The sequence below is a fragment of the Paenibacillus sp. J22R232 genome (assembly GCF_056269165.1).
Window position 1 is genome coordinate 393,784 of sequence record NZ_JBWDNK010000005.1, and the last position, 13,277, is coordinate 407,060.

At 51.7% G+C, this 13,277-nt stretch carries 11 protein-coding genes and 1 other annotated feature; of the genes, 2 read left to right on the top strand and 9 right to left on the bottom strand.

All coding sequences use genetic code 11. The annotated features are described in order from the left end of the window. Positions 1-33: 33 nt before the first annotated feature. Positions 34-1,329 (bottom strand): homocysteine synthase, encoded by a 1,296-nt coding sequence (locus AC0YN3_RS18415; RefSeq protein WP_475776419.1) that lies wholly within the window; start codon positions 1,327-1,329, stop codon positions 34-36. A gap of 88 nt (positions 1,330-1,417) precedes the next feature. Next, positions 1,418-1,990 carry a ComEA family DNA-binding protein gene (locus AC0YN3_RS18420; protein WP_475776420.1) on the bottom strand — a complete coding sequence of 191 codons (573 nt, stop codon included), beginning with the start codon at positions 1,988-1,990 and terminating at the stop codon, positions 1,418-1,420. Positions 1,991-2,188: 198 nt separating this feature from the next. Here AC0YN3_RS18420 and comER point away from each other — a divergent pair, with 198 nt between their 5' ends. After that, on the top strand, positions 2,189-3,028 hold the full coding sequence (comER, locus tag AC0YN3_RS18425) for a late competence protein ComER (protein WP_475776421.1): 840 nt from the start codon (positions 2,189-2,191) through the stop codon (positions 3,026-3,028). A 40-nt stretch (positions 3,029-3,068) separates the two neighbouring features. Here the strand turns inward: comER and leuS are convergent, their stop codons facing one another. From leuS to AC0YN3_RS18450, 5 genes are all read right to left on the bottom strand, one after another. Further along, on the bottom strand, positions 3,069-5,507 hold the full coding sequence (leuS, locus tag AC0YN3_RS18430) for a leucine--tRNA ligase (protein ID WP_475776422.1): 2,439 nt from the start codon (positions 5,505-5,507) through the stop codon (positions 3,069-3,071). Between the two features lie 81 nt (positions 5,508-5,588). Further along, positions 5,589-5,841, bottom strand: a binding site (T-box leader). Positions 5,842-5,908: 67 nt separating this feature from the next. Further along, on the bottom strand, positions 5,909-7,117 hold the full coding sequence (locus AC0YN3_RS18435) for a CynX/NimT family MFS transporter (protein WP_475776540.1): 1,209 nt from the start codon (positions 7,115-7,117) through the stop codon (positions 5,909-5,911). Positions 7,118-7,218: 101 nt separating this feature from the next. Beyond that, positions 7,219-8,424, bottom strand: coding sequence for a GNAT family N-acetyltransferase (locus AC0YN3_RS18440; protein ID WP_475776423.1), 1,206 nt, complete (start codon positions 8,422-8,424; stop codon positions 7,219-7,221). A gap of 144 nt (positions 8,425-8,568) precedes the next feature. Next, entirely contained in the window at positions 8,569-8,877 is a 309-nt protein-coding gene (locus tag AC0YN3_RS18445) for a hypothetical protein (RefSeq protein ID WP_475776424.1), read from the bottom strand. 52 nt (positions 8,878-8,929) lie between these two features. Continuing rightward, positions 8,930-9,124, bottom strand: coding sequence for a YwbE family protein (locus tag AC0YN3_RS18450; protein WP_475776425.1), 195 nt, complete (start codon positions 9,122-9,124; stop codon positions 8,930-8,932). Between the two features lie 128 nt (positions 9,125-9,252). On the opposite strand from AC0YN3_RS18450, the gene AC0YN3_RS18455 reads away from it, so the two are divergent. After that, the gene (locus AC0YN3_RS18455; RefSeq protein ID WP_475776426.1) at positions 9,253-11,091 is read left to right on the top strand and encodes a DEAD/DEAH box helicase; all 1,839 of its coding nucleotides are present in this window, start codon (positions 9,253-9,255) and stop codon (positions 11,089-11,091) included. A 555-nt stretch (positions 11,092-11,646) separates the two neighbouring features. On the opposite strand, the gene AC0YN3_RS18460 is transcribed toward AC0YN3_RS18455, so the two are convergent. After that, the gene (locus AC0YN3_RS18460; protein WP_475776427.1) at positions 11,647-12,444 is read right to left on the bottom strand and encodes a Cof-type HAD-IIB family hydrolase; all 798 of its coding nucleotides are present in this window, start codon (positions 12,442-12,444) and stop codon (positions 11,647-11,649) included. Positions 12,445-12,524: 80 nt separating this feature from the next. Beyond that, positions 12,525-13,277: a pseudouridine synthase gene (locus AC0YN3_RS18465; RefSeq protein ID WP_475776428.1), complete on the bottom strand. Its 753-nt coding sequence runs from the start codon at positions 13,275-13,277 to the stop codon at positions 12,525-12,527.

Sequence of the window (13,277 nt, forward strand, 5' to 3'; positions counted from 1 at the left end):
ATTTGATGCTCTAGATGCATCGCTCAGTCGTAATTAAATGTTCTGGCTTGCCGCTATGGCTTGACCAAGATCGGCTAAGATATCCTCAATGCCTTCCGTACCGATAGATAAACGGATCATGCCCGGAGAAACGCCTGCATTCGATTGCTGCTCCTCGGACAATTGCAGATGAGTCGTGCTTGCCGGGTGGATAATAAGCGACTTCGAGTCGCCTACGTTCGCCAAGTGGGAGAAAAGCTCAACCGAATTGATAACCTTCTTGCCGGCTTCAACGCCGCCTTTAATGCCGAAAGTCATAATCGCGCCTTTGCCCTTAGGCAAATACTTTTGTGCGAGCGCATAGCTCGGGTGGCTTTCAAGGCCAGGATAATTCACCCATTCAACAGCTTCATGGCTCTCCAAATACTCAGCTACTTTTTGCGCATTGGAGCTGTGGCGTTCCATCCGGAGATGAAGCGTTTCAAGTCCCTGAAGCAGAAGGAAGGAGTTGAAAGGCGAGATCGCCGCACCCATGTCGCGCAATAGTTGTACGCGTGCCTTGATAATGTAGGCAACCGGACCAACCGCATCCGTATACACCACGCCGTTGTAGCTTGGATCAGGCTCGGTCAAGCCTGGGAACTTGCCGCTGGCTTTCCAATCGAACTTGCCACCGTCCACGATAATGCCGCCAATCGAAGTACCGTGACCGCCAATAAATTTCGTGGCAGAGTGGACAACGATATCTGCGCCATGCTCAATCGGCCTGCACAAATACGGGCTTGGGAACGTATTGTCCACGATAAACGGAATGCCATTCTCATGGGCGATTGCCGCAACTGCCTCAATATCAATGATATCACCTTTTGGATTGCCGATGGTTTCTGCGTAAACGGCTTTCGTACGTTCATTGATCGCGCCGCGGAAGTTTTCCGGATCGGAAGGATCAACGAAGCGAACCGTGATGCCTAGCTTTGCGAGCGTTATGGAGAACAAGTTGTACGTGCCGCCATACAGGCTCGTCGCGGAAACGATTTCATCTCCTGCCCCAGCGATATTAAGAATCGCATATGTAATAGCCGATTGACCAGACGCAACGGCGAGTGCTGCGGGTGCACCCTCAAGCTCCGCTACCCGTTTCTCGAATACATCCGAAGTTGGGTTCATGATTCTCGAATAAATATTTCCAAATTCCTGTAAGGCGAACAGATTCGCCGCATGGTCCGTATCTTTGAATCCGTAGGATGTCGTTTGGTAGATCGGCACTGCACGCGACATCGTAGTCGGATCGATTTGCTGGCCCCCGTGGACGGATAGCGTATCAAGAGAAAGCTTGCGTTGTTCTGACATTTTCTCGACTCCTTTTAATCAATTAATAAATGATGAAATAATGGCAAGCATTGGTTGAAAACACCTGCACCTTTCCATTCTCTCACAATTATGGACGAGCTACAATGCTATCTTCCATTGCATGTAATAGTTTTTCGCCTATTCCTTTAACCCGCAGCAGATCCTCAATAGAAGTAAATTTACCGTTTGTTTCGCGATCCGCCACGATCGCCTCCGCTTTGGCTGGTCCAATCCCTTTGAGCGCATCCAGCTCCGATGCACTGGCACGATTAATATCGAGTTTATCCGCATCCCCATCAAGAGCCGGATCTCCAAGGGTGAGATTATCGCTTTTCGCTTTAGGCTCTGCCTCATCCGTTGATCCCGCTAAGGCTTCCGCTGTCCCCGTCGATTCAGCCTTGCCGGCAGCATTTCCACCGGGAGCCGGCTCCTTTATGTTTGGACCAGATACCGCAGCAGCCGCAGCCTCGATTTGCCGTTCATCCTTGTTATCCAGTTCCGTCAACGCATTCGCGACCTCCTCGTTCAGCGGCAGCCATTCCCCGGCAGCCGTCCGCTTCGGTTCCATCAAGGAAGCACAAAGGAGGATGACTGCCGTCACGATTAGAACGGAAGCGAGCAGCAGCCGTTTATTGCTCAGCAGTGATGTACCTGTTTTCATTAATAACAGCACCTTTCTTCTCATTATTTTTACTTGGAAATGAGTGACATATTAAACAAGTCCTTTGGAATAAGGTAAGAGAGCAGCCGAAAAGATTGACCTGCATGATTTTGGCAACTCGGGATTTGCACGCGCTTGGCCGTCGACCGTCTTACTCTCGGCTGATCAAACGCGCGCCAACCTATAGGAGGGTTTAGCATGAATGTCGGATTTATCGGAACGGGCACGATGGGCAGCCTGCTTATCGAAGCACTGATAGCATCAGGTGCGCTATCGCCAGCACAAATCGCAGTCAGCAACCGTACCTTTGCGAAAGCGAAAGCATTAGCCGACCGTTATTCCGGCATGAGAGCCGAATATACGAATGCTGGCGCGGCCTGGGGCAGCGATATTATATTTCTGTGCATTAAACCGCTGGAATTCAAAAAAGCTGTGGATGATATCAAATCCGTTCTGCGGCCGAATCAAATTGTCGTTTCGATCACAAGCCCCGTGCTCATCTCGCATTTGGAGGGAGAGCTCGACTGCAAAATCGCAAAAATCATTCCAAGCATAACGAACCACGTCTGGAGCGGCGCTTCGCTCTGCATATACGGCCAGACGATGGACGAAACGGACAAAGAGCGGCTTGAGGATCTGCTTTCCCATATCAGCCAGCCGCTTCGCATAGATGAGAGCTATACGAGAGTTGTCTCCGATCTCTCGAGCTGCGGGCCAGCATTTATCTCCTTCCTGCTGGAGCAATTCGTCGAAGCCGCTGTCGAGGAAACCGGCATCGGCCGCGATGAAGCGCTTCGGGTCGCAAGCGCTATGCTGCTCGGCACCGGGCTACTGCTGACCGATGGCGGCATGACTCCCGCAGAAGTGCAGGAACGCGTAGCCGTACCCGGAGGCATCACCGCCAAGGCATTAAGCATGCTCCGGAGAGAGACGGACGGCGTATTCAACCAGCTGATCCGCACGACGCATGCAAAGTACCAAGAGGATCTTGCCAAGGTTTCATCCGCCTTTATAGGCGAAGAGGTGAACGGACAATAGCTGTTCTTCAGCTATAACCCGTTCACCTCTTCAATTTGTATTAATTAGCTACGATATTGACAAGCTTCCCTTTTACCGCGATCACTTTGCGTATCGTTTTGCCGGCAATCAGCTCCTGTACCTTCTCGAGCTCCTTCGCCATGCTTTCCATTTCTGCAACATCCATATCGGCAGCAATGGACACGCGGTCGGCTATTTTACCGTTTACCTGAACGACGATTTCAACCTCTTGATCAACGGTCCAACTTTCATCAAAGGCCGGAAACGCTGCATAAGTAAGCGAATCTGTACGTCCCAGCTTTTCCCATAGCTCCTCGGCAATATGCGGAGCAATTGGGGATAGCAATTGAACGAATTGCTCCATTGCCGCTTTCGGAAGAGATTCTGTCTTGTACGCTTCATTGACAAAAATCATCAGCTGGCTGATTACGGTATTGAAACGAAGCGCCTCATAATCCTCTGTGATTTTCTTGATGGAGCGGTGCCATGTGCGTTTGAACGCATCGCTCGTATCGCCGTCACTGATTTTGGCATTCAAGCTGCCATCCTCATTCACAAACAGACGCCATACGCGGCTGAGGAAGCGATAGGTTCCTTCAACGCCGTTCGTATTCCAAGGCTTTGTCGCCTCCAGCGGGCCCATGAACATTTCATACATCCGCAAAGTGTCTGCGCCGAATTCATTGACGATATCATCCGGGTTAATGACATTGCCGCGTGACTTGGACATTTTCTCATTATTGTTGCCAAGGATCATCCCCTGGTTGACCAGCTTGTGGAAAGGCTCTTTCGTATCAACGACGCCAATATCGTAGAGCACCTTATGCCAGAAGCGGGCATACAGGAGATGCAGTACGGCATGCTCGGCACCGCCGATGTATAGATCTACAGGAAGCCATTCCTTCTGCTTCTCTGGCGAGCAAAGCTGCTCGTTGTTTTTCGGATCGATAAAGCGCAGGTAGTACCAGCAGCTTCCCGCCCATTGCGGCATCGTATTCGTCTCGCGGCGTGCCTTCATACCCGTTTCAGGATCAATCGTATTGACCCAATCCGTTACGACGGCTAGTGGGGATTCACCCGTGCCTGAAGGGGTAATCGCATCCACGTCTGGAAGCAAGAGCGGCAGCTGGTCCTCGGGAACGGTTTTCATGGTACCGTCCTCCAAATGGATAATCGGAATCGGCTCGCCCCAATAACGCTGACGGCTGAACAGCCAATCGCGAAGCCGGTACGTAATTTTGCCCTTGCCTTTGCCCGATGCGTCCAAATGCTCGATCATCTTCGCAATCGCTTCCTCGTTCTTCAGTCCATTAAGGAATTCCGAGTTGACATGCTCCCCGTCGCCGGCATAAGCTTCTTTCGCAATATCGCCGCCTTGAACGACTTCTACGATCGGAAGGTCGAACTGCTTCGCGAATTCCCAGTCGCGGGCATCATGGCCGGGAACAGCCATAATCGCTCCGGTTCCATAACCTGCCAGAACGTAATCAGCGATCCAGATAGGCGTTTTCACGCCATTAACGGGATTAATCGCGTATGCCCCAGTGAACACGCCAGATTTATCTTTTGCCAAATCTGTACGCTCAAGATCGCTCTTGCGAGCCGCAGCCTCTTGATAGGCTTGAATGGCAGCCCGTTGGTCCTCGGTTACGATTACTGCCACAAGCTCATGCTCGGGAGCCAATACGCAGTAGGTTGCGCCGAATAACGTGTCAGGACGCGTAGTGAATACAACAAGCGCTGCATCATGTCCATCGATCTCGAAGGTAACCTCAGCGCCCTTCGATTTGCCAATCCAGTTCCGCTGCATATCCTTTATGCTCTCCGACCAGTCCAGCTCTTCCAAGTCATCCAATAGACGGTCGGCATATTCCGTAATTCTGAGAATCCATTGACGCATCGGCTTGCGGACAACCGGGTGATTCCCCCGCTCGCTCAGGCCGTTAATGACCTCCTCATTCGCTAGAACCGTACCAAGCGCCTCGCACCAGTTAACGGAAACCTCCGCTACATAAGCAAGGCCCCGGTTATACAATTGAATAAAAATCCATTGCGTCCATTTGTAATATTCAGGATCCGTCGTGCTAATCTCGCGATCCCAGTCGTACGAGAAGCCGAGCGATTTGATTTGTCTGCGGAAGTTATCAATATTTTTGAACGTAATGTCGCGCGGATGCTGTCCCGTGTCCAAAGCATGCTGCTCTGCCGGTAGTCCGAAAGCGTCCCAGCCCATCGGGTGAAGCACGTTATAACCCTTCATCCGCTTGTACCTTGATACGATATCTGTGGCGGTATAGCCCTCGGGATGACCTACGTGCAGACCTGCTCCCGATGGGTACGGAAACATATCTAATGCGTAAAATTTCGGTTTGCCCGCATCCTCGGTCGTTTGAAACGTTTTGTTCTTATCCCAGAATTGCTGCCATTTCGGCTCTACGGCAAGCGGGTTATAGCCGTGAAATTGCTGTTCTTGACTCATTTGTTGATTTCCTCCTAAAAGTATATGCTGTTTGCGGATACCTGAATAAAAACATAAAACCTCCCGCCCCTAGCGATAATCGCTAGGGACGAGAGGTTGTTCTCCCGTGGTACCACCCTAGTTAGCGGCAGGCATGCTTTGCCTATCGCTCACTTGTCGCCCTTATCGCGGGCCAAACGGTGCTATTCCCTACCGACTATCGATCAATTCGCCGGTGGATTATACGCACAGCTCCAAGGCGAGCTTCATTCCGCAGCAGGTCCGGCTTTCACCCTACAACACCGGCTCTCTAAGCCTAGCCAACGAAATTACTGTTCCTCTTCAACGCTCCATATGCATAAAAATGGTTAGTTTCGATTATAAAGATCGTGAGGTTCGGTGTCAAGACATCGCTGTCACGCTTAGCTCTGTTCAGGCAGCAGCCTGTTTGCTCCCGCTCCAAAACCGATCATACCGAAAATAACAGTGACAGCTGCAAGCATTGCCAGCAATACCGTCCAGCTATGCGTAAGATCATGTATGAAACCAAATAAAAGCGGACCTGCGGCTGCAAGCAAATAACCAATCGACTGCGCCATCCCCGAGAGCTGTGCTGACTGTGCCGTATTGCTCGTGCGGAGCACGAAAAACATAACGGCCAAGCTGAAGCCCGATCCGCCTGCTATCCCAAGCAAAATCATACAGATCGGAATAAGTGCAGTGCTGCCCACAAGCAAGCCCAAGTATCCGAACAACATCAAACAAGCGGTTAGGATGGCCAAGCCTCGCTGGCTCGATTGTCGTCCGGCAATGACAGGAATGATGAATGTCGCCGGCAAGCTTACGAATTGCAGCAACGACAGCATCCAGCCCGCATCCGCATGGCTCATGCCTCGATCGAACAAAATTTCCGGAAGCCAGGAAATGTTGACATAAAAGCAAAAGGACTGCAGTCCCATGAATAACGTAACCTGCCAGGCTAAACCCAAGCCTAGCATGCTTTTGCCTTTCGCCTTGCCGCCGTCATTCAGCTCGCTCCTGCGCGGTACTTTGCGGAGCTGCGGGATCCAAGACGCTGTAGCAATAAGCGCTACTAACGCCCAGCAAGCCAGCATGCCTTGCCAGCCTAAGCCTAGCTGATCGGATACAGGGATGCTGAAGCCGGAAGCCAAGGCCGCCCCCAAGTTCATAATGACGGAGTACAAACCGGTCATGATACCGACCGAGGATCCGAAATCTCGTTTGATTAAACTGGGCAGCAGCACGTTGGCGACTGCGATCGCCATCCCCAGCAGCAGCGTGCCTGCGAATAAAGCAATGACCGACGGAAGCGAGCGAATGACGATCGCGCCAGTCAGCACGACCATTGCAAGAAACAAGGCATTCTCCATCTTAATCTGTTTCGCGAACCGCGGCGCAAGCGGGGAGATCAGTGCGAATGCGAGCAGTGGCAGCGTCGTGAGCAGCCCGGTCAGTGCGCTCGACAGGCTGAAGGCGGCTTGAATTTCAGACACGATAGGCCCTACTGCCGTAATCGATGCACGCAAATTCGCGGCAATCAGCAGTACGCCAAATAGAAGCAGCCCCGAGCTAGTTATAACGGCTGCCGTTGGGGCCTGCGTTGTTTTCATTTGATTGAATTTCACTCCATGATCCTTCTTTCTCATGCTGTTCATTCTATGTTGTTAAGCTTCCCTATCCTCACCTCGCGGCATTCAGCGGATGACGGATTTTAAAGCGGATCAGGGCGCTTCACCCTATACCAGTATTCGTACTGCGGTATGTATCCAATCTTGTCATAGAGCCGGTTAGCCGCTTCGTTATTTTTGACGACCATGAGATAGCTCTCCGTCGCGCCCTGCTCCATGCCCCAGTGAAGCAGGTGAAGCACAAGTTGCTCGCCGTAGCCTTTGCTTCGTTCGTTGGCATCTGTGACAATATCGTACAATCCGATCCAGCCATCCTCAATGGCCGCATAGCCCGCCGCTACCGGTATGCCGTTCACCTGAAGCGAAGCAAAGCATTTTACAAGCGGAGACTGCTCAAGCATTTTAAGCGTGATCGCTCTTTGATTCTCTGATAGTCCGCTAAAAATCGTTATGGCGTCCATCCAGCTCCCGGACGGTTCATGCTCAAGCCAAACATCCGCATGCGATGGCTTTCTTACTTCAGACAAATGCACCGTTTTGACAACCGTCTGATCCAATCGCTCATACCCCCGGGCTGCAAGCTCCTCGTCGAGATTGGCAGGCTGAACGAACGGAGTAATTTTGAATACCGTATTTAGTTTTTCTTTCGTGTATCGCCGCTCGCATTCGTCAATCTTCGTGTCCAGCATGTGCGCTTGCCCGTACAAGGCATGAACCGAGTTGGATCTCTTCGTATATCCAGCAGCGAAACGCAGGAGCCAGCCGTCATACACGACCGTTTGAAGCGCGGGCCAGCCGTTCAGGCTCATTTCTTCGATTCGAGTCTGCAAAAGCCTTTTGATCGGTTCAACGTGATGGCTGTCATGCCCTATGAAATCGTTCAAGTACTGCACCGTCTCAAACGGCTGTCCGTCGACATCCATGTAGACGCCTCCGTATTGCTCGTCCGAGAAAGCAGCAATCGTGTTTATTATCCCTTGGCGGTTAGCGATGGATTCGGACACGAGCTTGGTTATCGGCGTTTTTAATCCGTACTCCTTCGCGGCAGCATTGAACTGATCGTAATCCAGATGCCGAATGGTAAGCGGAGCCCCCTCTCCTATCTTGGAGATTGCACCTTCGTAAAAGTAATCGTCCCATTTCAAAATATGGGCTACGACCTCACGGACAGACCATTTGCCGCTTGCCATGCTCTGGTTCCAATAGCGCTCGTCATATTTTCCCAGATCGGCAATAAAGGCGTTCCACCTGCCAAACGCAGACAGCAGCCGTTCTTTTTCTCCGGACATTTCTACTCCCCCTCCAAAATTCCGAATAAGCATGACATTTTCATTCATCATCATATAAGACAAATAGGTACGCTAGAAAGCAAATAAGGTCCGGACAAAAAAAAGAGCTGCTCGCTGAGCAGCTGGCTGCCAATCTATTCACACCTAGCCGTCAACCATCCCGAATCGCTCTAACTGCTCTCGTTGATTGGCGCTTCGCAATATTTCCTGCTGCTTCGCACCCATCAAATCAAAATGCGGATACTGCGCGCGAGCATGAATATACTTTGGGTTCAATCCATTGGAACGGCACCAGCTTGCAAGCTTCTCCAGATCGGAGCAGCCTACCTTTGTCACCGTCTTCATCCCCGGAAATCTGGGATCTAGCCAGTAATGAGTTAGAAATGCGATTTCTCCATGCGAGACGGCTTCTTTCCATGCCTCCATCTCGCTCCGTTTAATGCCGAATGCCATATCCATTCGCTCCTTGCCGCTATTCACTTTCTTAGCTGATGGATAGATGCCTTTAAAGCAAGATGTTTTTTACCCGGCCTACTTGGCCGTCAGCCAGCCTCACTTTAATGCCATGCGGATGCTTTGGAGCATTCGTTAGAATATCCTTCACGATGCCGCGAGTAAGCTTTCCTGTTCGCTGATCCTGCTTCAAAACAATATCGACCTGCAAGCCCGATTTTATCGCTGCGCGTTCTGTACCATTCATCGTTACCATTCCTCTGCTGCTCTTAATGTTGGCTTATAGCATAGCATATGCAAAGTAAAGATGCACATTATATAGACAACTGTTATACTTAACATCAAACGATGTTTACGAAAAGAGGAAATGTATTAATGTCTAACGCATTTAACGCTTTGGGTATCATTCCCAAGCTGAGCGATCTGCTTCAACAAGATGGAATTACCGAGCCGACACCGGTTCAAAAGCAAGCGATTCCGCTTCTGCTCAACGGGCAGGACGTCATCGCGCAAGCACAAACGGGCACTGGCAAAACGATTGCGTTTGCGTTGCCTATTTTGCAACGGATTAATATAGAAAAAGAACAAGTGCAAGCCCTTATTCTAACACCGACAAGGGAGCTTGCCATTCAAATAACGAGCGAGCTCAAAAAACTCGTGCCTGCCGTTGGCGTAAGCGTACTCGCAGCCTATGGCGGACAGGACGTTGACGCGCAAATTCGCAAGCTTCAACGTTCGCCGCATATCGTGGTCGCAACGCCCGGTCGTCTTATCGACCATATGAAACGCGAAACCGTGAGCCTCGGCAAGCTGCAAATGCTCGTATTAGATGAAGCAGACCAAATGCTCCACATGGGCTTCCTGCCAGACGTAGAAAGCATTATTACCCAAACGCCGAAAGCGCGTCAAACGATGCTCTTTTCCGCAACGATGCCGGATGCGATCCGCAAGCTGGCAGCAGACTACATGAAAACTCCGGTTGACATTCGCGTACGCAGCACGAATGTGACGTTGGACAGCATTACTCAAATCGTCTACGAGACGACAGACAGAAGCAAGCAGCAGGCACTGGTTCATTTGCTTGAGCGCCATCAGCCGTATCTTGCCGTTATTTTCTGCCGGACGAAGGTTCGCGCCAAGAAGCTGAACAAAGAACTGCAGGAGCTTGGAATTGAATCCGATGAGCTGCACGGCGATCTCACGCAGGCGAAGCGCGAGCAAGTCATGAAACGGTTCAGAGATGCCCGCTTGCAGGTACTCGTTGCAACCGATGTCGCAGCACGAGGCCTAGACGTTGAAGGCGTAACTCACGTTTACAACTATGACGTCCCTCAGGATGGCGAGCTCTACATTCACCGTATCGGCAGAACCGGCCGCGCAGGACAAGACGGAGCAGCTATTACTTTAGCAACGCCATATGACAAGAATCATCTGCTGCTAATCGAGCAGAGCATCAACGCCAAGCTTACTCGCCGCTCCATTGACGGCGAAGGCAACGAGACCTCCGTCCGCGCGCAAAGCGGCGATCGTCCGGAAAGAGGCCGCAGCAGCGCTGCTGGCAAAAGCGGCACCCGCGGAGGCGGCGCCAATAAAGCCGAAGGCGGACGTCGCGGACGTGACCGTTCCGGCCCATCGGATCGGGGCGCTAAGCCTGGCGGGCGCAGAGGCCAGCGCGAGACCTTCCGTCCTGCAGCGGCTTCTGGCAAACGTACGGGCAGAACGTCAGAGGTTCGTGCCGAAGCTGCTGAGCAAACCGGCGAAACGACCGGCTGGGCAGCACGCCGCGGAGAACGTTTCGATAACGCCGGCTCCGAGCGCGCAGGCGGACGCAGCGCTTCTGCACAAACCGGTGAACGTTCGTCTAACCGCGGCAGCAGCCAGCGTTCAGAGAACCGTGGAAGCTCCGCTCGCGGAGGCGCGCGCAGCGGCGGTTTTGGCGCACCACGCGGCGCTGAGCATGCGGCAGGCCGCCCAGCGGCCTCAGTAGATAGTCCGTGGGAAGCAACACGCAAGGATATGAAAGCTACCAATGAGCGCAATGCGCCTCGCGGCAAAGCGCAATCGGGCGGGCGCGGCGGAAGCCGCGGCAACGCTTCGGCTGGCGGACGCAGCAGTGCTCCTGCCGGAGGACGCAGTAGTGCTCCTACCGGAGGACGCAGCAGCTCGCGTGGCGGAAGCTCCGCGAATAAGCCCCGCGGCGGTCGCAATCGCTAGTCGAATAAACATAGAAGATCGATTCCGCTTTTGGAATCGGTCTTTTTCTTTGAGCGACAATTTGTTCGATATCGGATAGGCAGCTGCTTTCCCCTGCAATTATCCCCTGGATACCCGTACTGAATGGCTTGGCGAACCATCGGGGCATATGCCCAAATGTCGGGCACCCGAGACAAATGTCCAATCTTTCTGGGGTAATTTACATATGATACTGTATACCGAACGACGAGAAAATGAACGAAGAAGCGGCTGCTCGGAGTCGGAAATTCATTAATAGGAGGAATTGGCATGTCCGGTGTACATGGAGGGTTTACGTCTTTAGGCGTAATTTTGGTATTGTTCATTCTTCTGGTAATCATATCTAAATCTGTCCTCTACTAAGCGCTATCATCCGACTACAAGCGTAAACGGCTGTCTCCGTCCTCTGTGGCAAAGCAGTCGTTTCGCGGAGATATATAAGCACATTTATATGTGAAAACATATAAATTCTTATATATTAATAGAAAACCGTCCGAGGCTGCAGCCACGGACGGTTTTTTCCAGTGTTTTTCCCCCTCAACGCCATGCATATTCACGAAGCGCCTTGGCTACTCCGTCTTCGCTATTGGATTGCGTAACCGCGTTCGCTGCGCGTTTAACCTCATCGGGGGAGTTTCCCATCGCAATGCCCATCCCTGCAAATTCAAGCATCGTAATATCATTATAATAATTGCCTATGGCCAGAATGCGGCTGCGATCGATCCCCCTCATTTCAGCTAGCCGCTGCAAAGCCCGTCCTTTATTCGCTTCCGGATGATGGACGTCAATAAAGAAGTCCCCGCTTCGGATAAAATGCAGCACCTTCGGCCAATCGGCCCATTCCGCCTGTACGGCATCCATCTTCTCCTTCGAACCGAACATCGTGAATTTCACGAGCCCGCTCGGCAAGCCAAGCCGGAAATCTTGTACGGTAGGCTTTGCTTGATAATGTCCGTACATGATCTCAGCATCGGGGGTCATGCTTTCAACCATCATTTCAAACGCTGTATTCAAATCGAAATGGATGCCGTTATCTCTGCAATAAGCGACATAGCTCAGCAAGTGCTCCGGTACCATGTCAAACTGATGTACGATGCTATGGTCGTCCGCATTGATCGTCGCAGCTCCATTATGGGTAATAACCGTCCCGTTTAAGCCAAGCTCCTTAAGTATCGGAAGCGCGCCGGATGGTCCCCTGCCCGTACACAGGACGATCTGAGCTCCCTTCCCGGCAGCCTCCTGAACCGATTCCCTTATAACCTCCGTTAATACATGGTCATCTCTCAGCAGCGTCCCATCTACATCCAAAGCGATTAAATCATATTGCAAGCTCATTCTCCCACTCCCATTCCCATTCCAATCTATCCTTGGTCATGCTCTCTATTTAAAACCAACATTTGCTTAATCAGAAATAATTACTGCCCCGGCCGCCTATGAGTCCGCAGCAAATCCACTTCCTCTTCGGTCAGCTCTCGGTAAGAGCCTTCCGGGAGAGATTCATCCAATAGCAGCGGTCCCATGGATACCCTTTTCAAATAAACGACCTGCTTGCCAACGGCTTCAAACATTCTTTTTACTTGATGGAACTTGCCTTCCATTATCGTAAGCGAAATGCCGGAATGCATGCCGTTCTCCCGCTGCTCATAGCGATCAATCCGCAGCTCAGCAGGCATTGTCACATAGCCGTCATCTAGTGTAACACCTGCCAGGAAAGCTTGCTTGTCATCCTCGCCAACCTCGCCTAACACGAGCGCTTCGTACGTTTTCTCGACATGCTTGCGCGGTGACAGCAGCTCATGCGCCAGCTGCCCGTCATTCGTCAGCAGCAGCAGTCCAACCGTATCCTTATCCAGCCTGCCGACAGGAAACGGATCACGCAGACGGTCCTGCGGCTCCAGCAAGTCAATTACCGTTCGTTCACGCCCATCCTCCGTAGCGGATATGACGCCTTGCGGTTTATTGAGCATGAAATAAACGACATCCCGATATACCACTGGCGTGCCATCGTACGCTACCTCTGCAGCATCAGGATCTACAATAAGGCCGCTGTCCTTGATTATTCGGCCATCCACTGCCACCATGCCCATCTTTACTGCACGTTTAATTTCGCTGCGCGTTCCAAGGCCCATATGCGCAAGCAGCTTGTCTACCCGTATTCGTTTGCCCAT